This is a genomic window from Paraburkholderia tuberum STM678 (assembly GCF_902833905.1).
In the GTDB taxonomy this organism is placed as follows: domain Bacteria; phylum Pseudomonadota; class Gammaproteobacteria; order Burkholderiales; family Burkholderiaceae; genus Paraburkholderia; species Paraburkholderia tuberum.
Map to the genome: position 1 here is coordinate 1 of NZ_CADFGP010000003.1, position 21,156 is coordinate 21,156.

The 21,156-nt window shown below is 58.4% G+C and carries 19 protein-coding genes; 8 read left to right on the forward strand and 11 right to left on the reverse strand.

The features are described 5' to 3' along the window. Window positions 1–106: 106 nt before the first annotated feature. The 7 genes from HWY30_RS02855 (at window position 107) to HWY30_RS02885 (ending at window position 6,700) form a co-directional block, all read left to right on the forward strand. Window positions 107–499 carry a zinc-binding dehydrogenase gene (locus HWY30_RS02855; protein WP_244144763.1) on the forward strand — a complete coding sequence of 131 codons (393 nt, stop codon included), beginning with the start codon at window positions 107–109 and terminating at the stop codon, window positions 497–499. A 145-nt stretch (window positions 500–644) separates the two neighbouring features. Continuing rightward, the gene (locus HWY30_RS41405; protein ID WP_244144776.1) at window positions 645–794 is read left to right on the forward strand and encodes an aldehyde dehydrogenase family protein; all 150 of its coding nucleotides are present in this window, start codon (window positions 645–647) and stop codon (window positions 792–794) included. A 511-nt stretch (window positions 795–1,305) separates the two neighbouring features. Beyond that, window positions 1,306–2,688, forward strand: a complete 1,383-nt coding sequence (locus HWY30_RS02865) for an MmgE/PrpD family protein (RefSeq protein WP_090812219.1) — start codon at window positions 1,306–1,308, stop codon at window positions 2,686–2,688. A 270-nt stretch (window positions 2,689–2,958) separates the two neighbouring features. Then, window positions 2,959–3,801 (forward strand): hypothetical protein, encoded by an 843-nt coding sequence (locus HWY30_RS02870; protein ID WP_090812220.1) that lies wholly within the window; start codon window positions 2,959–2,961, stop codon window positions 3,799–3,801. Between the two features lie 89 nt (window positions 3,802–3,890). Beyond that, window positions 3,891–4,550, forward strand: a complete 660-nt coding sequence (locus HWY30_RS02875; RefSeq protein ID WP_090812221.1) for an aspartate/glutamate racemase family protein — start codon at window positions 3,891–3,893, stop codon at window positions 4,548–4,550. 220 nt (window positions 4,551–4,770) lie between these two features. Beyond that, window positions 4,771–5,568 (forward strand): HpcH/HpaI aldolase family protein, encoded by a 798-nt coding sequence (locus tag HWY30_RS02880; protein ID WP_090812222.1) that lies wholly within the window; start codon window positions 4,771–4,773, stop codon window positions 5,566–5,568. 166 nt (window positions 5,569–5,734) lie between these two features. Next, on the forward strand, window positions 5,735–6,700 hold the full coding sequence (locus tag HWY30_RS02885; RefSeq protein ID WP_090812223.1) for a 2-hydroxyacid dehydrogenase: 966 nt from the start codon (window positions 5,735–5,737) through the stop codon (window positions 6,698–6,700). Between the two features lie 118 nt (window positions 6,701–6,818). On the opposite strand, the gene HWY30_RS02890 is transcribed toward HWY30_RS02885, so the two are convergent. Both HWY30_RS02890 and HWY30_RS02895 read right to left on the reverse strand, forming a co-directional pair. Beyond that, window positions 6,819–7,748 carry a LysR substrate-binding domain-containing protein gene (locus HWY30_RS02890; RefSeq protein ID WP_090812224.1) on the reverse strand — a complete coding sequence of 310 codons (930 nt, stop codon included), beginning with the start codon at window positions 7,746–7,748 and terminating at the stop codon, window positions 6,819–6,821. Window positions 7,749–8,113: 365 nt separating this feature from the next. Further along, entirely contained in the window at window positions 8,114–8,263 is a 150-nt protein-coding gene (locus HWY30_RS02895; protein ID WP_167368830.1) for a hypothetical protein, read from the reverse strand. Window positions 8,264–8,580: 317 nt separating this feature from the next. On the opposite strand from HWY30_RS02895, the gene HWY30_RS02900 reads away from it, so the two are divergent. Continuing rightward, complete coding sequence (locus tag HWY30_RS02900) at window positions 8,581–10,020, forward strand: aldehyde dehydrogenase family protein (RefSeq protein WP_090812226.1); 1,440 nt, start codon at window positions 8,581–8,583, stop codon at window positions 10,018–10,020. Window positions 10,021–10,278: 258 nt separating this feature from the next. Here the strand turns inward: HWY30_RS02900 and otnI are convergent, their stop codons facing one another. The 9 genes from otnI to HWY30_RS02945 form a co-directional block, all read right to left on the reverse strand. Then, on the reverse strand, window positions 10,279–11,067 hold the full coding sequence (gene otnI, locus HWY30_RS02905) for a 2-oxo-tetronate isomerase (RefSeq protein ID WP_090812597.1): 789 nt from the start codon (window positions 11,065–11,067) through the stop codon (window positions 10,279–10,281). Between the two features lie 35 nt (window positions 11,068–11,102). Beyond that, on the reverse strand, window positions 11,103–11,744 hold the full coding sequence (gene otnC / locus HWY30_RS02910) for a 3-oxo-tetronate 4-phosphate decarboxylase (RefSeq protein ID WP_090812227.1): 642 nt from the start codon (window positions 11,742–11,744) through the stop codon (window positions 11,103–11,105). Continuing rightward, window positions 11,744–13,036, reverse strand: coding sequence for a 3-oxo-tetronate kinase (gene otnK, locus HWY30_RS02915; protein ID WP_090812228.1), 1,293 nt, complete (start codon window positions 13,034–13,036; stop codon window positions 11,744–11,746). The genes otnC and otnK overlap by 1 nt, the downstream gene beginning before the upstream one ends. Window positions 13,037–13,505: 469 nt before the next feature. Continuing rightward, the gene (locus HWY30_RS02920) at window positions 13,506–14,387 is read right to left on the reverse strand and encodes an NAD(P)-binding domain-containing protein (protein WP_090812229.1); all 882 of its coding nucleotides are present in this window, start codon (window positions 14,385–14,387) and stop codon (window positions 13,506–13,508) included. Then, window positions 14,384–15,301, reverse strand: coding sequence for an NAD(P)-dependent oxidoreductase (locus tag HWY30_RS02925; protein ID WP_090812230.1), 918 nt, complete (start codon window positions 15,299–15,301; stop codon window positions 14,384–14,386). Before HWY30_RS02925 ends, HWY30_RS02920 begins: the two co-directional genes overlap by 4 nt. A 389-nt stretch (window positions 15,302–15,690) precedes the next feature. After that, on the reverse strand, window positions 15,691–17,172 hold the full coding sequence (locus HWY30_RS02930; RefSeq protein WP_090812231.1) for an aldehyde dehydrogenase: 1,482 nt from the start codon (window positions 17,170–17,172) through the stop codon (window positions 15,691–15,693). Window positions 17,173–17,825: 653 nt separating this feature from the next. After that, complete coding sequence (locus HWY30_RS02935; RefSeq protein WP_090812232.1) at window positions 17,826–18,878, reverse strand: NAD(P)-dependent alcohol dehydrogenase; 1,053 nt, start codon at window positions 18,876–18,878, stop codon at window positions 17,826–17,828. Window positions 18,879–19,296: 418 nt separating this feature from the next. Further along, window positions 19,297–20,073, reverse strand: a complete 777-nt coding sequence (locus HWY30_RS02940; protein WP_090812233.1) for a glucose 1-dehydrogenase — start codon at window positions 20,071–20,073, stop codon at window positions 19,297–19,299. Window positions 20,074–20,291: 218 nt separating this feature from the next. Beyond that, a complete protein-coding gene (locus HWY30_RS02945) occupies window positions 20,292–21,122 on the reverse strand; it encodes an SMP-30/gluconolactonase/LRE family protein (RefSeq protein WP_090812234.1) in 831 nt (276 codons plus the stop codon). Between the last annotated feature and the right edge of the window lie 34 nt (window positions 21,123–21,156).

Here is a 21,156-nt window from a genome sequence, read left to right on the forward strand (position 1 = left end):
GATATCGAGATACCAGTCGCTTTTCACAACGATGTTCCTGGCTTCGCACGATTACCAACGGTCATCGTAGTTCTTCCGTTCGCAATGGACGGAAACGCGCAACCAGTTGGCGGTTATCGATCCTCGCGACGGCCGGGTTACCGACGCCATTCGTGAAATCACACGCGGTAAAGGCGCAAGTGTCGCGCTTGAGACGTCCGGCGCGGCGGCGGCGAACCGGGATGCTCTCGATTCGGTAAGCCCGTGGGGCACGGTGTGCCTCGTCGGAATCGGCTGCGAATTCACTTTCTCATTGGCTAAGTATTTGCGGACTCAATTGCGCATCCTGACATCGTGGACCATGTCGATTCAGGGACAGCGAGCTTGTGCCGACTTCGTTGTGGACCGGGGAATTAATCTGGACGCGCTGTTCACAGACCGCTGGCGATTAGACCAGGCGGAAGAGGCCTACCAAGCCTTTAACCAACAAAGCGGCGGCAAGGGCGTGTTCTTGATGTAGTGCGTGACCGCGCCCGAAGCTAGGAGTCGTTGCTGAAAGAACAGGATAGAAGGAAACACATGAGTACTGCGCCTATAGAAGCGGTCAAACGCTAACCGAAGTTGGGCCAGCTTATTGCAGGTCAGATGAAATACGATGGCGGTCGATCGACCATGGAGCGCTCGCCGCGGCGAGCGCGGGCTTTGATAACTGGCGTAAAACTTCGGCTTTCGAGCGCAGCAAACTCTTGCGCAGGGTCGCGGAGCGCATGCGCGAGAAAGCTGACGAACTCGCTGAATTGTTGGTCTTTGCATAGGCGTTGCAGTGGCTGCCACGTCGCTGCAACTGGCGCACTGGCGTCTACGCGCCGAATCCCGCCGCCCTCACATACGGCCGCGCGAGGTTGCGTGCCGGTGTTTCGGCTGGACGAAACCCGCTCGAGTCCCGGTCGGGGAAATGTACCGTAGTGTCGCGTGGCTCTATGTCGGGTCAATTGCGAGGCGTAGCGGGACGTCCAGGCAGATCAACGCACCGTACGTCTTTTCCCGAATCTCTGACGACCATTTTGCCGGATATTGAGCTGCGGTACGTTAGCGAAACTTACCATCCTGTAGATGAAAACGAACTGTACTTAAGCGGGCCCCACGCGCAAAATTAATAACACGTAAGGATGCAGGGAGAGGGAAGGCTGGGCAACAGGCCGGCAAGCAGAGCTCGCTTTCAGTCCCACTTCCGGCTCTTTCTAGCTGTGAGCGATACCCCAACTGATGGCCGCACACCGACTTTAAAGCATATCCGCTGCATCGATTCTTTCCGAGCAATTCTTTATGAACGACGACGTGGACCTCTGCCATCACTTTGCTAGGTTTGTAGCCAATACTCGCTATGAGGATCTGCCCGAAGACGCTATCGAGGGCGCAAAAAAGACGATTCTCGATACCTTGGGCGTGACGTTGGCTGCCAGCGGCATGGAGCCGGCAGTGCGCGCGTTGGTCGAGTTGCTGCAGCAAAGCGGTGGAACCGAAGAGAGCACGGTCCTCGGTTTCGGCGGCAAGTTGCCGGCGATCTCAGCAGCTTTCGCTAACGGCTCCATGGCTCACTGCCTGGACTTTGACGACCAGACTCCGTGGGGCGCCCACGCGGCCAGTTCAATTGTCCCGTCTGTCTTTGCAATCGCCGAGCGCATGGGTGGGGTGTCGGGGCGCAGGCTCATCACGGCGGTAGCCATTGGCCAGGACCTCTTTGCGCGGCTGCGTTGCAATGTTGGCTGGAACCAGAACTGGAATCTGTCGTCGATGATCGGCGCATTTTCCGCAACGGCATCTGCGGCCTACATCCTTGAACTATCCGCCGAGCAGACTGCTCACGCGCTCGGTATTGCGAGCCAGCAGTCGTGCGGAACGATGGAAGTCATCTTTGCCACGGGCAGTGACCTGCGGGGAATGTACGCCGGGTTCACTGCGAAAGGTGCCGTGATTGCAGCTCTGCTCGCGCAGAAGGGTATCACTGGCATCAACACGCTGTTCGAAGGAAAGGCCGGGATCTTCAATGTCTATTTTGGCGGAAAGTACGACCGCGAGAAGATGCTTGATGGTTTGGGCGAGCGGTTCCTGGGAGGCACGACGCTGTATAAGGCATGGCCGGCAGTCGGGAATTCTCATACCTATATCCACGCGACCATCGAGTTGATGAAGGAAAAGGGGATCGTGGCGAAGGACATCGAGACGATCCGAACCTTCGTTGGGGATTTCACGTACACCATGTGCACGCCGCTCGAAGTTCGCCGCGCGCCAAGCACGCTTGTCGACGCAAAGATGAGCTTGCCATTCATCGTTGGCATCGCCGCTAGCAAGGGAAAGATGGGCATCGCGGATTTCAGTGAAACGGCCCTGAAGGATCCCGACGTGCTGGCAATGGCGGCGAAGGTTGTGCCAATGCGAGACCCGGATCAGAACTGGACGTTCAAGCTGCCCGACGGTCGAATCGAGATCGTTACACGAGATGGCCGGGTGTTTGAACGGCTTGGGGACAAGGTTCCCGGTAGCTCCGAGGCGCCGCTTACCTGGGAACAGCTCTCCGAGAAGTTCGTCAGTTGCGCTTCCGTTGCGAAAGTTCCGCGGTCCAAGGCCGGCATCAGGAAGGCTCAGGAGTTGGTGCGGCAATTAGAGAATGTCGGTGATGCCACCGACGTACTTCGAGCACTTAGTTAGGAGATTGGGTGGACTGCCCCGCAGAACGACTGCCTGTGGGCAGAATACTAAAGCGAAGGTGACGTGAGATGTGATGCATCGCTGCGAAAAGCGCTCGTCGAGTGAGCTGATGTGATCGCTTCAATGCAAGTATCAGTCAACGAAATCGCAAGATATCTTTCCCAAACCTATAGGATGGCGAACGACGTTCGCCTATGGATTGTTTTATATAGCGCCGGTGGGCGCATCTCGCAATAAAGCGCGGACAGATAGTGATCTAAGGAGAGTCAGATGCGAGTTTCAGAGGCTTCGTCGACGGATTTTGGCAGAATTGGCAGCAACATGCGAGAAGGTGTTCTCGAACAAAAATTTCTTCTGCAGGGCAAGCCCGGTTCTCCGAATAATTACCTCATAAACGTGGGTCGCACGGGTGCAGGCGGCTGGACGGCGCCGAGTCACCGCCACAATTTTGATCAGGTTCGCTACGTGATCAAAGGCAGCTTTCCCTACGGGGAAGGAAAGAGCATGCCCGAAGGTTGGGTCGGCTACTTCCCCGAGAGCGTGTACTACGGACCGCAAGACCGCCCCGAAGGGCTGGAGATGATGGTCTGCCAGTTTGGTGGTGCGGCCGGCTACGGCTTCGCAAGCGTGGAAGAGCGTGAGGCGGCAAACCAGGCACTGAAGAGCAAAGGTGAATTCAAGGATGGCATCTTCACCTGGTACGACGAGTCGGGCAAGAAACATAACCAGGACGGCTTCGAGGCTTGTTTCGAAGCAGTGATGGGGCGCAAGCTGGAATACGCCAAGCCTCGCTACGCTGATCTCATACTTATGAACCCGGCCAACTACGCCTGGATTCCCGAAGATACGCGGGGAGTTTTTTCAAAATGGCTCGGCTCGTTCACGGAACGCAACACACGGATCGGCTTCGTGAAGATTGAAGCCGGAGCGTCGTTCCCCGCCGGGATGCAGTCGTCGATTGAACTGCTTTTCCTGAGCAAGGGGAAGATCGACTTCGAAGGCAACGCTTACGGCCTTCACAGTGCATTCGAATTCGAGGCGAACGAAGGTCCGGTGCCGCTCAAAGCGGTGGAGGAGACCGAGTTCTTCCGTCTGGTGCTTCCGAAGTTCTGATGCCGATCCAGGGCGCGCGGCTGGGCCGCACGCTCAACAGAAACTCGTGTTGTCGCCAATATCCTCCCTTCTACCCAGAGTCGAAAGCTATGACTACGATTGCGGTGATTCATACTGGACCGGTCACGGTCCAGCCGATTAAAGAGCAAATCAGCGAGCAAATTCCTGATGCGCGTGTTATCAACATCATGGACGATAGCCTGCTCAACGATGTCCGCGCAGCTGGGCATCTCACGCCTGAAGTTGCGAGCAGGATCCATTCGTACATGGCCAATGCGCAAGCGATGCGCGTTGACATCATCCTGAACGCCTGTTCTTCCGTGGGTGAAGCTGTGGACTCGGTTCGCGACTTCGTCAGTACGCCGATCGTGAAGATCGATGAAGCGATGGCAGAAGAGGCAAGTTCGATCGGTCGTCGCGTGGGTGTCGTGGCAACTGTCTCGACGACGCTCGAACCCACTGTTCGGCTGATTAAACAAAAGGCGGTAGAGCTCGGCCGCACGGTGGAGGTCACCGAGCGGATTGCGGAGGGCGCCTTCGAGGCTTTGCTCAGCGGAAACACCGCGCAACACGATGAGATCGTCAAGAGCACTATCTCGAACCTGGCAGAGCAGGTCGACGTAGTCGTTCTGGCTCAAGTTTCGATGGCGCGACTCGTTCCGTTATTGAAGGGCGTACGGGTTCCGGTGCTTGCCAGCCCACGCAGGGGAGTTGCAGCTCTGAAACGTGCGCTCGGTAAAGCGCGTTAATTGCGAGCACGGAAGATACTCGGAAGTAGTCGATTCGTATCTGGTTTAGAGCCAGTCCTACGTTTCAAATGGCTGGAGTTCTGATCGAACGCAGTTGGTGTTATCGGGCACACTGAAAGGCGACGGCGGATAGCGAGCGTTTGATGCAGTTCTCCGCTCCATTAAGTGCGAACTGGTTTTGTAGTCGATTTTTTTTTGTGTCAGAGAATGAGGAGACGAAATGAAAGTAGCCGCGCGGGATTTGGTTCGCAACGTCGTTAAGGAAAAGCTGGCGCGCGATGAAGTAGCTCTTTCCATGACCGTTAGATTGGTCAGAACGGCCGAGATTGTCACCATCGCAAAGACGGCAGGGTTCGATACGTTTTACATCGACCTGGAGCACAGCTCCCTGTCGATCGAGACCGCCAGTCAAATTTGCATGGCGGCGATGAACGCGGGCATCGCACCGTTTGTTCGGTTACCGAATCTCGCTTCGGACGTCATTGCCCGGATCCTGGACGGTGGCGCGCTCGGCGTGATTGCGCCGCATGTTGAGTCTGCTGAGCAAGCGAAGCATGTCGTCCGTGCGGCGAAATTCCCGCCGTTGGGCGAACGCTCGCATGGTGGTGTGCTGCCGCATATGGGTTTCCGTTCCTTCCCGACTTCCGAAGTCGGCGAAGCCGTGAATGCGGCGACCATGGTTGTCATCATGATCGAGACGAAGGAGGCGCTTGCCGCAGTCGACGAGATTGCCGCGATTGACGGCGTCGACCTTCTTTTCATCGGGACCAATGATCTGTGCGCATCGCTGGGCATCCCAGGCCAGTTTGAGCACGAGATGGTCCGCGACGCCTACGCGAAAGGCATGGCTGCCTGCCGTAAGTATGGCAAGCATCTCGGTGTCGGCGGTCTCAATGCCCATCCGAAACTCGTCGCCGAGTTCGTTGAAATGGGTGCTCGATACGTCTCCACCGGCACGGACATTTCGTTCCTGGTGAGCGGAGCGAGCGCCAAGGCAGCGGTGATGCGCGACCTCTGAGCGCCGATCCTCACGGCCGCGAGACGGAAGGCCGGCGAGCGGTCGTGCTTGCAAGTGGTTCCGGCCGCGTCTCGTGCCCTTTAGATCGAGTCTGTCTACGAGCGCACGCATGCGTTTTCGTTGGTCGCGCAACCTGCAGCGCTGCCATATCTCGAGGATATTTCCAATGAAGAAAGTCGTAGTTTACAAGCCACTGCCCGAGGAAACGATTGAATACCTGCGCTCTCACGCAGAAGTCACGATCGTCGACCCGAAGCAGCCGGGCGTGCTGATTGAAGCGCTCAAAGACGCGGATGGGGCGATCGGAACCGGCGTAAAGATGAACGCCGAAACTCTCGATGGTGCCCCCCGTCTCAAGGTGCTCTCGACCGTATCGGTTGGCTTCGATGCCTTCGACGTCAATTATTTGAATGGACGTGGCATCCTGCTGACCCATACCCCGGATGTTCTCACCGAATCCACCGCCGATACGGCATTTTCGCTGGTTCTTCTTACGGCGCGGCGCCTTGCGGAACTCGCGGCCTATGTGAAGGCCGGCAAGTGGACGAAGAAGATCGGTGAGGACCTGTTTGGCGTGGACGTGCACCATAAGACGCTGGGCATTGTCGGACTCGGCCGTATCGGAACATCGGTGGCTCGACGCGCTTCTTTGGGCTTTCAGATGAACGTTCTGTACGTCGATCAAGGCGTCAACGAGCGCGCCGAGCGCGAGTATGGGGCGAAGAAGGTCGGCGTGGACGAACTCCTCGAATCGTCCGACTTCGTTCTGCTGCAAGCGCCGTTGACCAAAGAGACGCGAAACCTGATCAGCACGCCCCAACTGAAGGCGATGAAACGCAGCGCATTCCTCATCAATGCGTCGCGTGGACCGATCGTCGACGAACCGGCGCTCGTCGAGGCGCTGAAAGACGGCACGATCGCGGGCGCTGGACTTGATGTGTACGTGGACGAGCCACTGTCGGTTGATTCACCGCTGCTGAAGATGGACAACGTCGTGACGTTGCCTCACATTGGTTCAGCGACACACGAAACCCGGCATGCGATGAACAGAAATGCTGCGGAAAATCTTATCGGTGCGCTGAACGGCACCTTGAAAGCGAATATGGTGAACCCGGAAGTATTGAAGCGCTGACGCACCGAACGTTCGCCGGGCCAGGCAGGTATTTGCCCGTCCCGGCGAACATCGACGCAGCAGCGAAAAGTTGCTGCCTCTGAGACGTCAGCCGCCCCTCGGAGGTCCGTCAGTCGGACTACTTTGACAGGTTCTTTACGATGTCTATCATCTTGTCGAGGACAGGATCGTTCTGTCTGCTCGGCCACCCGAAGATGAACTGGGTCGAATAGTTGAGATTTGTTAGCGGGACAATCGTCAAATCCGTCGGATATGCGAAGTTCTTGCCCATGACTGCGAGTCCGATGCCCATGCCAACCGAGATGAGGTTGAGCTGGGACGCGATGGTGCTGACCTCTTGCACGATATTCGGCTCAAATCCCGCTGCCTGGCAGAAGGAATAAAGCTGTCCGTAGCTGAGACTGCTGCTGGACTTGGGCACCACGACGAACCACTCGCCGGCCAGATCTTCCAGCGTGACTGATTTCCTGCGCGCCAATCGGTGATCGTTCGGAACGGCGACACCCAGATTGCCCGTTTGAATGCATATCGAATCCAGAACGATGCCTTCGCGCTCCATGTTGATTTCGGTGCGCCGCTTTCCTGGATGCGGACTTGGTCCCAGGTGCATGAAGCCGGCATCAATCTTTCCCTCAGCGAGAGCTTTCGGCTGTAGCGAGGTCGACATTTCAACGAGTGAAAGGCTGACTTCTGGGTAGGTCTCGCGGAACTGTTTGACCGCCGCCCGGAAGATTGAATGCATCAAAGTCAGAGAACCATAGCCGATTCGGAGTGTTCCGGTCATGCCGTGTCCGACGCGTTTGGTAAGGACTATCGCTTCGTTCAAATCGTCCATAACGCGTACGAGTTGAGGTAGCAGCGTGCGTCCAGCGGCCGTAAGCTTGACTGTATGCGAGACCCGTTCAAAAAGCAGTGTTCCGAGCTCTCCTTCGAGATCGGCGATGATCTGCGATATCGCCGGGCGCGTGATGTGCAGACGCACAGCCGCACGGCCGAAATGCTCTTCCTCCGCCGCAGCGATGAAGTAGCGAAGATGTCGAAGTTCCATCCTTCGGGTGTCTCCTCTCAACAGCTGCCGAACGCGTAAGCTGTCCGGCCTATAGCGTATTCCGACGCTAATTTGTCTATCATTGTATCGTCGGTTAGCGACGCTTACCAATTCACCATAATAGCTGACTTGACCCAACGGCGGTGCGATTTCAAACTTGTATCATCGTCGCTACCGATGCTGAGACACGAAACTGGATCCTTCAGGGGAAACCGAAAATGTTTTCTGTTCGCGTCCCGGGCCGGCTTCGTTCAACGGACGGCAGCGTTGTAAGGATATTCACGAATTCTCGACCGGATAGGGCGGCGCCTATCAAGCGGTTGTAACTCGTAGCGCGGGAGACATCAGTGAGCCTTTCAGGAAGATCATTGCGCACCCTTGTTGATAAATGGATTGGAGCGACCGACGGCATACGCGTTACTCAGTTTAGCCATGGTCGCGGCGAGCAATGCAGGTTTGTGCGTGTCGAAGGTGCGTCGGCCGAGTCCCTCATAGCGCTCATCTTCTTTCGCCACGATGACGGCAGCTGGTGTGTCTTTCCACCCGAGCGCAGGCGGCCTGCGATGAATCTGGGCGTTTGAGCGCGAATAGCGCGCTCAATCAATCGGAAGAGGCACAGGAGACCCCGTCGACGGTTGCGCAGCGGCGCGGGCACACGGGGCGACTGAGCAGGTTGATGGCGCGCAGGAACCGTGACAGCCCTCGTCAGTACCCGTGAGAGAGACGTCGCACGCGCGGTCCGCTCGGACGCGCGGCGGCAAACAGATTTTGTTTTCGGTCAAATAGAAGCGCTCAGCGAAATATGGGCCGATTGAATTAACAGGAGACTGATATGCGATCGTACGAAAAGTGTTACATAAACGGAGAATGGGTTTCTCCTCTTAGTCGCAAGGATTGGACGTTGGTCAACCCGGCTACCGAGGAGCCGTTCGCGACCGTTGCGCTGGCAGGAGCCGACGACGTCGACCTGGCTGTAAAGGCTGCACGGGCTGCCTTCAAGTCTTTCAGCAAAACGTCGCGGGCAGAGCGCATCGATTTGCTGGAACGGATCATTGACCGCTTTGTTAGCTGTGAAAACGAGCTCGCAGAAGTCGTAACGCTCGAACTAGGCACACCTGTCTCGCAGAAGATTCATGTCCCCGCAGCGCTTGGATCCTTCAAGCAGGCGTTGGCCACCCTCAGGGAATACGAGTTCGAGTACCGCCTCGGACCTAACACTGTTCGTCGCGAGCCGATCGGTGTTTGCGGACTCATCACTGCGTGGAACTGGCCGCTTCAGCTTCTTGCAACCAAGCTCGCTTATGCTCTGGCGGCCGGTTGTACGGTGGTCCTGAAGCCGAGCGAATTCACGCCCCTCAGTGCGATTCACCTCACAGAGGTGCTTCATGACGCGGGCGTGCCCAAGGGTGTCTTCAACCTGGTGCTGGGTGACGGTCCAATTGTGGGCAATGCGATCAGCAAGCATATGGACATCGATATGGTCTCGTTCACTGGTTCGACGAGAGCCGGTGTGTTGATCGCTCAGGCGGCAGCTCCGTCGGTCAAGCGCGTTGCTCAGGAGTTGGGCGGGAAATCCGCGAACGTGATTCTTGATGACGCAGACCTCAAGGCCGCAGCGAAATGGAACGTGGCTCGCGCTTTTTCGAACAGCGGTCAATCTTGCCACGCGCCGACGCGGATCCTGGTACATGAGAGCCAGGTCGAAGAAGTGTTGGCATTGCTCGAGCAGGAAGCGAAGGCGGTCAAAGTGGGAAATCCACTCGACGCGGAGGTGACCATGGGCCCCGTGGTCAACAAGCTGCAGTTCGACCGAGTGCAGGAATACATTGAGATCGGCATTGGAGAGGGTGCCACCGTCCGCGTTGGCGGCGTCGGTCGACCGCAAGGACTGGAGCGTGGCTACTTCGTCAAGCCGACCATCTTCTCTAATGTGACGCCGAACATGCGCATCGCACAGGAAGAGATTTTCGGTCCAGTGCTCGCCGTTATTCCGTATCGCACCGAAGAAGAAGCCATTGAAATTGCAAATGGAACGCCTTACGGCCTGGGCGCGTATGTCTTCTCGTCGAACCGGGAACGGGGCGTGTCTGTCGGTTCCCAGCTTCAGGCAGGCCGTGTCTTCCTGAACGGTGCTGTGAGCAACACCGAGGCGCCGATGGGCGGGTACAAGCGCTCGGGAAATGGACGCGAGATGGGTGTCTTCGGCTTGGAGGAATACCTGGAGACGAAGGCGATGATTGGCTTTGATGAGGAGAAAGCGACTGCGGGGTGATTTGAGTTTCCAGCCGGCTAAGCTGCTTACCGTTGAGCGGGCCGGCTGTTCATCCAGGCTGTCGCCCTGTGCTGAAACACGCGGTATTTCGCCACCGTGGCTCCGTCGCACTGCTTGTGAGCGCGACCGGTCTAGCACCAACTTTGCCCAAATGTTTGTGTTGCATGCGTTAGGTCCACTTCGGTAATTTCGTGCCGTCTCGGGGGCGACGCGCAAACCGCCCCTGAATCCGGCTGTTCATGCGGCTGGCTACGTGCGTTACAGGTACGGCTTGAGCCAGTCGAGCCCTTCGGACGTGGCCGCCTTCGGCCGATATTCGCAGCCGATCCAGCCGTCGTAACCGAGCGAATCAATCAGGTCGAACAGATACGGATAGTTCAGCTCGCCGATATCAGGCTCGTGCCGCTCCGGCACGCCTGCAATCTGAATGTGTCCGATGCCCGCGTTCGGGCGCTTCATGTCGCGCTTCAGCTTGACCGCGACATCGCCTTCAACAACCTGGCAGTGGTAGATATCAAACTGCACCTTCAGATTCGGCGCGCCGATTTCATCGCAGATGGTCTGGGCGTCGTCCTGACGGTTCAGGAAGAACCCGGGAATATCGCGGGTGTTGATTGGTTCTATCACGACGGTGATGCCCGGGCCTTGCGCTTTCTTGGCAGCGTATTCGAGGTTTCTCAGATAGACGGCGCGATGCGCGTCCCTTGATTGGTCGGGCGCGATGAGGCCGGCCATCACGTGCAACTTGTTGTTGCCCAGGATAGCGGCGTACTCGAGCGCCTTTTGCACGCTTTGCCTGAATTCTTCCTCGCGGCCTGGCAGAGAGGCGATGCCGCGCTCGCCCGCTGCCCAATCGCCGGGCGGGGCGTTGAAAAGCGCTTGGACCAACCCGTTGTCGGTCAGTCGTTCTTTGATGTCTTTGGCTGCAAAGTCGTACGGAAACAGGAATTCGACCGCTTTGAAGCCGTCTTTTGCAGCGGCGGCAAAGCGGTCCAAGAACGGGTGTGCCGTGTACATCATCGTCAGATTGGCGGCAAAGCGTGGCATGACCATTTTCTCCTTTGAGGCGTTCTGCCGCGTGCTTACCAGCGCGCGCCGAATGTCTTGCGTAAGTCATCTATCGCCTCGTCCGGCAAAGGCTCGGGCCTCGGCATCGTCGAGAGATAGAGTTGCGCCGTCTCTTCGAGTTCTTCCAGCGCATAGCTCGCCTGCGATACCGTCTTTTCCCACACTACCGGTCCGAGCCGTTCCAGCAGCACGGCGCGCACCTTCGACGCCAGTGCCGCCACTTCCTCCGCGACGGCGGGATCGCCCGGTCGGCGATAGCGGATCAGCGGCACATGGCCGACCTTCATCACGTAGTACGGCGTGATAGGCGGCAGCACGTCGCTGCTCTTCCACGCGCCAGCAAGCGTCAGCGCGACGAGATGCGTCGAATGGGTATGCACGACGCCGTGCGCATCCGGGTCGTTCTCGTAGATGCGCCGGTGCAGCGCAAGCGTCTTTGACGGGCGTCCGCCCGACACGTGGTTGCCCGGCAGGTCGACCTTCGCGATGTCATTCGGGTCGAGACGGCCCAGGCACGTGTCGGTCGGCGTGATGAGCCAGCCGTCGTTGAGCCGCGCGCTGATGTTGCCCGCGCTGCCGACCGTACACCGGCGCTCGTAAAGGTTCTTGCCAATGACACAAATCTCCTCGCGGATCCGGCTTTCGTGCCACGCCATTACTTCCCCCCGTTAAGCGCCTTCAGCGCCTTGGCGAAGAAATCGACCGTTCCGAAATTGCCGGACTTCAGCGCCAGTCCAAGCGGAAATCCGTCCTCGGCGCCGATAGATTGCGTCGCCGGTACGCCGGGGTCTATCTGCGGCCCGATGCGCAGCGAGCGCACATTGAGCGCCTGCACGACGGCGCCTGACGTCTCGCCGCCAGCAACGACGAATTTGCGCACGCCGACATCGCGCAGGTTGCGTGCGATAGAGGCGAGTGCGTCCTCCACGAGGTGTCCCGCTTTCTCAGCGCCCAGTTCCTTCTGCACTGCCTTCACCTCGTCGGGCGACGACGTGGCGTAAATCAGCACGGTTCGATCGTGGCTGCGCGCGAATTCAACGGCGTTCTCGACGACCGGTTCGCCGCGAGACAACGCAATCGGGTCGATGCGGAAGCTCGGCCTTGAGGCGCGCCACTCTGTCACCTGTGCGTTGGTGGCCTTGGACGTGCTGCCCGCTAGCACGACCGACTTGCCCTCGATTTTCGGCAGGTCGTCGGCGTGTCCCGCGTACACGAGCAGATCCGCCGAGTGGAAGTTCTGCGGCAGACCGAGCGCGATGCCCGAGCCGCCTGTGACCAGCGTGAGATCGCGGCACGCTTTACCCAGCGTGTACAGATCGGCGTCGGACATGGCGTCGGCGATGGCAAGCCGTACGCCACCTTCCTTCAATTCCTCGATGCGTGCGCGGATTGCATCGGCGCCCTTGGCGATGGTGTCGTAGCGGATCAAGCCGACCTTCGATTTCGTCTGACGCTGCAGCACGCTCACGAGGTTGGGATCGGTCATTGGCGTGAGCGGATGGTTCTCCATGCCCGATTTGTTCAGCAGCACGTCACCGACGAACAGGTTGCCGCGAAAGATCGTACGGCCGTTCTCGGGAAACGCAGGGCAGGCGATTGCGAAATCGTCCTCGCGTCTGGAAGATAAGGCGTCGAGCAGCGCATCCGCGACCGGGCCGATGTTGCCTTTGTCCGTGGAATCGTACGTCGAGCAATACTTGAAGAAGAACTGGCGGCAGCCCTGCGCACGTAGCCATTCAAGCGCCTTCAGCGACTGGCGCACAGCGTCATCGGCGGGAATCGTGCGTGACTTCAGCGCGACGACGAGCGCATCGGCGTCGATGGACGTGCCCGCAGCGGGCACGCCGATGGTCTGAACCGTGCGCATGCCGCCGCGCACGAGCATGCTGGCGAGATCGGTCGCGCCGGTGAAATCGTCTGCAATGCAGCCGAGGAGTGCCTGCGCCATTACTTCGCTCCCTTCGGGACCTTATTCCCGGAAAAATTTATAGACCGCACAGCTGCGCCGGCCGCCGTGGCCAGCGGCGAGCTTGCATCACGAATAGCTGATGCGCCGCTGCTGACAGCAGCAATCGTGTCGTGACCCGCGAGCTAGCTGAAGCACGCGCCCTGCGTTTCGCTCGAGCGCGTACATCCGGTTCGCACAGCACGCGGGAGGGCTCGCAACGCCGGCATTGACGGCGTGAGAGTTCGAGATAGGGTTCGCAGGCAGCTTTGGCACGATCCGTCTTGTCTGCCACGCGATGTTCTCGTTCGGATAACAAATTCAGAGGTGTGGTGCTACCGGACGGTCGCGGCGACGTCTTAAAGTGTCTCGTTGACACAGGAGCCGGTGTCACAATCTGTTTGACCGCGCGAGGTTCGGAGCGTGCGCGCAGCCGGTTTTCTCTACTAGGTTGCCGATGTCGACTGCATCATTAACCCGCACCCGGTGCCGGCAAACCCGAATCAATCTCCCAGATCCCGGCCAGTCTATCGACAGTGACCGACTCGCCAAGCCGATTCGAAGCAGCATCCAGGGTGGAGCGCGCCATTGTTGCGATGAGCATCGGTGCTCCATAACGCATAGCTACCACCGATGCCTTCGTCAGGTCGTTTGCCCAGCTGCCCAGGGTGACATTGGCCGTTCGCTCGTTCGCTGCGAGAGCCGGAAGAACCCGTGCGGACGCGCTGTTGTAACCGGAACTCTTGTTCAATACAATCGCCATGTCAGCAATCGTGAGCCCGTTCCTGGCACCCATCGCAGCGCATTCATAGGTAATGAGACGGTTACACGCAGCAATTGCCGCAACGACCAGGCGCATGGCGTGACCGCTACCTGCGTCGCCGCAGGGGATGACTTTCGGGCAGACCGCTTCAAGAATGCTTCGCACGGAGTCGAGGACGGTTGCCGACCCTCCGAAGAAGATGGCCGATGCCTCCGAAACTGCTGCGGTGTCTTCCGTGTGTAGAGGCGCATCGACGAGAGTGATTCCGACTTCACTCAACTGCTTGGCAAGCGACCTGGTATCGTCCGGATCGCCTTGGCCCATGTCGATAAGGATTCGTTTGTCTGCGGTGCCTGCCTCGAGCCAATCCGGCCTTCGAAGCATCGCCTCTCGCACCTCATCGGAGCCTGAACACAGGACGATGATGTCCGCGCCTTTAGCCAGACTGGTAGCGTTATTTACCTGTTCTGCGCCATCGCAATGCAGAGAGCCGTTGTCGGTGTCGAGAATGCGAACAGAGTGCGATCTCGCCAATTGGCGAGCTACAAACGAGGCGGTCTCACCGCTTCCTGCCAGTCCAATCGTAGTCATTTTGCCTCCCGGAACTCTGCGTTTGTCGCCGCATCGACAAACTTTGTGTCGGCCATCGACTCGATGACGCCAATCATTTGCTCGAGTTGCGCCTCCTTACCTAGCGAATTCAATCCGATCTGCAGGATCGACCGCGCCACGCCCCCGATCGGCATCGGGACCCGCTGCTCTGCGGCCAATCCGATTGCTTGATGGATGTCTTTGACCTGGAGCGCGAGCCAGAACTTAGTGGACTGGCGACCTTGGGCGATAGCGGGCAACATGCCTTGGGAGGTGTAATTTCGTGCCGTCGTGGCGTTAATCGCCTCCGTCATAACTTCGAGGGGAAGACCGAATTTCCGTCCCATCGCGACAACTTCAAGTGTTGCAAGACGGCAGCTGACATTCATCATGTTGTTCACAGTCTTCATCGTCTGACCGTTACCGACCCGTTCTCCGCAATGGAAGACGTTCGGACTGATCGACTGCAAGACCGGCAAAGCCCTCTGAAAAGCTTCCTTAGGACCGGATGCAATAATGGAGATCGTTCCCGCAATTGCCGTGGCCATCGCTCCGGAGACAGGAGCGTCAAACAACAGAACTCCCTTCTCCTCAAGCTGTCGGGCGAACCCTCTGGTCTCCGCTGGAACACCGCTAGTTTGGTCGACGACTATCTTGCCGGACGAAAGCCCTTGCGCCACACCGTTCGGGCCAAAGAGCACCGCTTCAACGTCCGAGCTTCTGGGCAGACAAAGCAACACCACATCGCTGTTACGCGCGAGTTCCGCAGGTGTCGCCGCCGCTGTCGCGCCGAGTTCGACGAAGGCATCCACAGCCTTTTGATTCAGGTCGAACACGCTCAATGGAAACTTGCCGATCAGATGACGGGCGAGCGCGCCACCCATGGCGCCCAACCCGATATACCCGACTCGCATGTATCTCCTCCTTGCTTCTACTGCCGATGCTGTCCTCGGCGGACTGTCGCACCAAAAAGCGACGTTACGCTATCGTGCGCTTTGCAGCGGTGTACGTCGAGTCGCATTTTCTCCGCATACCGGTAAGCCGCACTTACCAGGGCAGCGTGCAGGGCCCTTTGTCGAGATTGGCGCCGCCTTCTAAAGGCGTCCGAGTCGCGTGAGCGCAGCGGCAGGAGTCTGGCGCCCGTTGCAACCTGTCGCTGTTCTGGGCGTGACGGGAGGCATAGTTGCCATATAACGCGTCGGACAGGTGCCATACAGGGGGCAGAAAAAAGCCCGCAGAACTGCGGGCCAACCTAAAGACGGGACGATTCATCGATGATGGTCGGCTCTCAGACGTTAGCCTTCTAACGCTGAAGAAATGGATTGACTGGCGGCTTCTCGGACGTCGAAAGAAAGACACTTTTCGTTTCGAGAAACTCGTGAACGGCTTCTACCCCGTTCTCACGGCCGAGGCCCGACATTTTCATCCCGCCGAACGGCATCATGAAGCTGTATGCCCGATATGTATTGACCCAGACGGTTCCGGCTTTGAGCGCCTTCGTCATGCGCATCGCTCGACCGATACTCCCGGTCCAGACGCCAGCTACCAGACCGTATATGACGCCATTGCCCAATTCGACAGCGTGTTGCTCGTCGTCAAAGCCGATGATAGAGAGCACGGGACCAAAGACTTCCTCTTGCGCGATGCGCATGGCATTAGTCACATCAGTGAAGATAGTGGGCTCAACGAATTGGCCCCCCGTTAGTCCGGGGCCAACGGCCGGCTTGCCGCCGAGGATACAACGAGCGCCGTCGGCTCTTGCGATTTCAATATAGTCCAGCACTTTGGCGTATTGCGAGGGCGTAGTGATTGGGCCCACGTTCGTCGTCGGCTGCATCGGGTCGCCAAGCCGCACGTCTCGCGCAAGGGCGACCAGTCGCTCAGTGAAGTTCTCCTTGATTGAGTTCTGCACGAGAAGCCGGGAGCCGGCAATGCACATCTGGCCCGCGGCCCCAAAAATTCCTGATACGACGCCGACCGCTGCAGAGTCAAGATCCGCATCCTGGAAAACGATATTCGGCGACTTGCCTCCCAATTCCATCGCGACGCGCTTCATCCCCCGCGCTGCAGTTTCATAAATTCGTGCGCCGGTAACGTCTGACCCGGTGAAGGTGATTTTGGCGACGTCCTTGTGCTCGACCAGCGCAGCGCCGACTTCGTTGCCATAGCCCGTGACGACATTCAAAACCCCGTCGGGGAGTCCCGCTTCCCTGGTGAGAGCCGCAAATTCGAGCGAGCTTGCTGACGCGAACTCCGAAGGCTTGACAACGACCGTGCACCCGGCTGCCAGCGCGGGAGCGCACTTCAGAGACAGGAATTGAAGTGGGGAATTCCACGCTGTCAGCGCTGCTACCACGCCCACCGGCTCATGCGTGGTGAAAGCGAAGACGTCCGCTTTTTCCACCGGCATGACCGCGCCTTCAATCTTGTCGGCCAGTCCGCCGTAGTAGTACCAGTACTCAGGGATCGTCTTGAGTTGACCCTGCATTTCCGTGAGGACTTTGCCGTTGTCCCGGGTCTCTATCTCGGCCAGGTTGCTGGCATTCTGAACGACGAGGTCGCCGATGCGCCGCATCACCTTGCCGCGCTCGGTGGCAGTCATCTTGCCCCACGGACCATCGTCCATTGCGCGCTTGGCAGCCTCGACTGCGCGTGCCGAATCTTCGGCGGTACTGCGGGGAATTCGTGCCCACGACTCGCCGGTGTACGGATTGACAGTGTCGATCCACTCGCCTTTCGCCGGGTCTTCGGGTTTCCCGTCGATCCAGAGTTGATACTTCTTCATCCGTCTATCTCCATGGGTCAGCTTTCGCATCAGACGCCGCCCCACCTGGTCACAGCGCGGACGGAACCCATGGAGTTCGGTGGGTACGCGGCGAACTGGTCTTGCTGGGCGTCGGATGTACGAGTTTGGCGATGCACGTATGAACGTGCTTTGTGAGGAACGCGTCGCTATTGGGATTTTCTACAGGACTTGCGCCAGAGTCGAGTCGGATTTGCTTCTCGAAAGGAAAGTTGGGCTAACCGATATCGGGACGCTGCAGAACGAACTAAGTATCAGTACCGCGCGGCTCGCTGCCCCAATGCCGGGAGGCGACGTTGAGGCATTCCTGCTGCAATCTACTGCGCTTTTCTCACCCGCGAGGCGGAAGCCGTCTGCCGCTACTTATCACCATAACGGAGAGAACGAGACGAGCGGCGCAGCCGATAAATCCCGCCCCGATCGAGTAGCGGCCGGGCAGCGTACTGACTGGCTCAGTTCCCACCATTGGATAGCTGAATCGACGCAACCATCAAGCTGCCGTTGCCCTCCGGCTTGCCCGATACACCGTTCGAAAGCCAGGTTGGCCGCCATTGCACGGGAGCGCATCGTTGTTTCCCCCCGTGGGACAGGTATGACATCCGGGTTCTGCCCCGATACTTCCGAGCAATGGAAGCCTACGCCGGCACTTTGAGTGAAGCCATGTCAATCACGAAGCGATAGCGCACATCGGCTCGCTTCATCCGTTCCCATGCTTCGTTAATCTGGTCCATGCGAATCATCTCGCAGTCCGGGAGGATGTTCTTGCGCCCGCAGAAGTCGAGCATCTCCTGAGTTTCCGGGATGCCCCCAATTGGCGAGCCAGCGATGCGTCGACGACCGACAATGAGCGGAACCGTGGTCGGTTCGGCAAGCGGGCCCACCTGACCGACCAGAACGATAGTGCCGTCTACGTCGAGCAGCGGCAGGTACGGATTCAGGTCATGACGAACCGGAATGGTGTCGATGATAAGGTCGAAACTGGATGCGGCTTTTTCCATTGCTTCGTTGTCGGTGGAGAGCAGAAGCGCGTCGGCTCCAAGTTTCCTGGCATCGGCGGCCTTGTCAGGCGTGCGGCTCACGACCGTCACGGTCGCACCGAGAGCCGACGCGAGCTTGACCGCCATATGTCCGAGGCCGCCCAGACCGATGACGCCGACCCGGCTGCCGGGACCGACCGTCCATGTGCGCAAGGGGGAGTACGTAGTGATGCCCGCGCAGAGCAGTGGGGCGACGCGGGATAGATCAAGGCTGTCAGGCACGCGAAGCACGAAGTCCTCGCGGACCACGACATGTTTCGAATAACCTCCCTTCGTCGGCTCATTCGTAACGCGATCGAATCCGCAGTATGTTTGCGTATTTCCTTCACGACACAGCTGCTCCAGGCCCTTGCGGCATTGGTCACAAGTCATGCAGCTATCCACCATACAGCCGACCGCGACGTGGTCACCAACCTTGTAGCGCTTGGCCTGCGGCGCCACATCAATGACGCGGCCTACAATCTCGTGACCCGGCACCAGCGGATAGTTGGACCAGCCCCAGTCGTTACGAGCCTGATGCAGGTCCGAGTGACAGACTCCACAGTAGAGGATCTCAATAGCAACATCGTTGAAGCGCAGTTCGCGTCGTTCGAAGTCGTAGGGTTCGAGAGGCGATTTCGGGGTTTGAACAGCGTAGCCTCGGGTCTTCATCTTGAATCCTCTTGAGAAGAATGAGAGAAAGCAGAATCGTGCAGCAATTGGCTTGCGTGCGGATATGGACGTCTAGCACTTCGAGGACGTGGCGTCGTTCGCGGACGCCGACCGTTCGAATGCCGGAATAGCAGGTTGTATGAAAAGACCAGAGGAATTAAGCGTGACCTGGCGCATAGTCCTATGACCTGTGCTCACGATTCCCAAGCAACCCACGAGATAGCGCTGAACAGCAAGCCGCTCTCCCTTGGGCGCAGGCCTCTCGGGCCGCCAGTGATGGGAACTCGAGACAAAGAGCGCAGCATAGCGGATTGACGCATCAGCGCGTTTTGTCCCGTGGCGAAGTAGGTGGCCGCGCACGTCAAGGGAGGCATCGTTCACGCAGGACGTCGATGGCGCGTGCGCGGTGGTTTGACGCTTACAGGCCCGCTGTCTGTCCGCCATCGATCACGACAGCGTGGCCAATTGCAAATCCGGCTACGTCGGAGCACAGCCAGAGGACCGTGTTGGCAATCTCCTCCGGCCGGCCGAGGCGACCGATCGGCTCTTGCGCGATCATCCGCTTGCGGTTTTCCTCGGTACCCTGGGTGAAACGACCGATCATCGGCGTATCGATGATGCCCGGACACACAGCATTGATGCGGACGCCGTCCTTCCCATACTCAAGAGCGGCGGACTTCGTCAGGCCGATAACGCCATGCTTGGCGGCACAGTAGGCACCCTGACCACGGATGCCAACAACGCCCGCGCCAGAGGACGTGTTCACGATTGAACCACCGCCGTTCTTGAGCATAATCGGAATCTGATACTTCATGCAGTAAAAGACCCCGCCGAGATTGACGCGCAGATTGCGTTCGAACACCTCGTCACTAATGTCGGCTGTGTAGGCGAGCGGTTGCTCGATGCCCGCGTTGTTGAAAGCGAAGTCGAGTCGACCGAACTTATCGATGGTCGCGGCAAGAGCCGCCTGAACATCTTCCGGCTTCGAGACGTCGCATCTCACAGGAAGTGCGCGCACGCCTTGCTGCTCGACCATCCGTGCAGTCGCGTTGGCACCTTCTTCCGACAGGTCCACCACGACGACATCCGCACCCTCCTGCGCGAAAGCTAACGCCGTTGCTTGCCCGATCCCGTTTGCTGCACCGGTAACGAAAGCCACTTTGCCTTCATAGTTCCACTTGCGATGAGTCGTCATTGATTCCTATCTCCATTAAGTTGCGCGCCTGGAAAGGCAGGCAATGTTCTCCAGAACTTGTGCTAAACGAGCTGTCGCATTACGCCGACAGGTTCGGCCGAGAGGCACTGAGACCGGTGCTCAATGCGAACTCGGAAACGTTGCGGTCATTCACGGCGCTGGTTGAGGCGCTGAGCGAATCGCTATATTTTCCAAACTTTCGGCCCGAGCGCTGTACTCTAGTCGGCTAATTCGGCCTTGTAGATAGCACTGCGTGGCTGTCGCGCTTGCAGTTGTTCATCTGTTCCAAGGTACACGCAGCAAAACAGCATGTTTCCGTTACTCCCGCCGATTGCGCACGAAACGGCATTCCCTTCGAATTTAATGCGGTCTGTGATCTCGCCGCCCTCGAGTACACGGATGAACTCACCCGTGTTATAGCAACCTGCCCAGATGGCTCCGTGCTTGTCCACGCAGATTCCATCAGGCTGCCTGCCGTCCAGATCGGCGAAAAGGCGGCGATTAGATAACTCGCCATTTACGGACCTGTCATAGGCGGTGAGCTTCCCGCGCCATGTCTCAGCTACGACCAGCGTGCGTCCGTCATCCTTGATTACTGTTCCGTTGGGGAATTCAAGTCCGGCGGCGGCCACCCGAATAGAACCGTCGGGCTCAACGACGTGCATCTCGGTCACTTCTATCGGCGCTCCGCCGAAGAGGTCATACCCGAAGTTGCCTACATAAACTCGACCCACGTCATCTACGACGAGGTCGTTGAGGTCGCCAGCTGCCACATCAGTCAGGTCTGCGTAGACAGACAAGGCGCCCTCGGACACCATCATCAGTTTTTTCTCGGCGCAGGACACGACAATGGGAGTTTTGTCCGGCAGAAAGCCGATTCCGGCTGGCCGGCCTGGCACGTTGCAGACCACGCTACGGATGCCGTCTTCAGAAACGGTATAGAGCTTGAAATCAAAGACGTCCGAGACCCAAAGGCGATTGTCGTGCCACCGAGGCGACTCCAAGAAAACGAAGCCGTCAGCGACGAGCGTCGCCTGATGCTCTTTCATGAATATTCTCTTGTAATGGAAATGACGCTGTGAA

What these genes read in the sequence shown, in the direction of transcription:
- HWY30_RS02865 (WP_090812219.1), top strand. Translation starts at nt 1,306, where the DNA reads ATGAACGACGACGTGGACCTCTGCCATCACTTTGCTAGGTTTGTAGCC.
- HWY30_RS02870 (WP_090812220.1), top strand. Translation starts at nt 2,959, where the DNA reads ATGCGAGTTTCAGAGGCTTCGTCGACGGATTTTGGCAGAATTGGCAGC.
- HWY30_RS02875 (WP_090812221.1), top strand. Translation starts at nt 3,891, where the DNA reads ATGACTACGATTGCGGTGATTCATACTGGACCGGTCACGGTCCAGCCG.
- HWY30_RS02880 (WP_090812222.1), top strand. Translation starts at nt 4,771, where the DNA reads ATGAAAGTAGCCGCGCGGGATTTGGTTCGCAACGTCGTTAAGGAAAAG.
- HWY30_RS02885 (WP_090812223.1), top strand. Translation starts at nt 5,735, where the DNA reads ATGAAGAAAGTCGTAGTTTACAAGCCACTGCCCGAGGAAACGATTGAA.
- HWY30_RS02890 (WP_090812224.1), bottom strand. Translation starts at nt 7,748, where the DNA reads ATGGAACTTCGACATCTTCGCTACTTCATCGCTGCGGCGGAGGAAGAG.
- HWY30_RS02900 (WP_090812226.1), top strand. Translation starts at nt 8,581, where the DNA reads ATGCGATCGTACGAAAAGTGTTACATAAACGGAGAATGGGTTTCTCCT.
- otnI (WP_090812597.1), bottom strand. Translation starts at nt 11,067, where the DNA reads ATGCCACGCTTTGCCGCCAATCTGACGATGATGTACACGGCACACCCG.
- otnC (WP_090812227.1), bottom strand. Translation starts at nt 11,744, where the DNA reads ATGGCGTGGCACGAAAGCCGGATCCGCGAGGAGATTTGTGTCATTGGC.
- otnK (WP_090812228.1), bottom strand. Translation starts at nt 13,036, where the DNA reads ATGGCGCAGGCACTCCTCGGCTGCATTGCAGACGATTTCACCGGCGCG.
- HWY30_RS02920 (WP_090812229.1), bottom strand. Translation starts at nt 14,387, where the DNA reads ATGACTACGATTGGACTGGCAGGAAGCGGTGAGACCGCCTCGTTTGTA.
- HWY30_RS02925 (WP_090812230.1), bottom strand. Translation starts at nt 15,301, where the DNA reads ATGCGAGTCGGGTATATCGGGTTGGGCGCCATGGGTGGCGCGCTCGCC.
- HWY30_RS02930 (WP_090812231.1), bottom strand. Translation starts at nt 17,172, where the DNA reads ATGAAGAAGTATCAACTCTGGATCGACGGGAAACCCGAAGACCCGGCG.
- HWY30_RS02935 (WP_090812232.1), bottom strand. Translation starts at nt 18,878, where the DNA reads ATGAAGACCCGAGGCTACGCTGTTCAAACCCCGAAATCGCCTCTCGAA.
- HWY30_RS02940 (WP_090812233.1), bottom strand. Translation starts at nt 20,073, where the DNA reads ATGACGACTCATCGCAAGTGGAACTATGAAGGCAAAGTGGCTTTCGTT.
- HWY30_RS02945 (WP_090812234.1), bottom strand. Translation starts at nt 21,122, where the DNA reads ATGAAAGAGCATCAGGCGACGCTCGTCGCTGACGGCTTCGTTTTCTTG.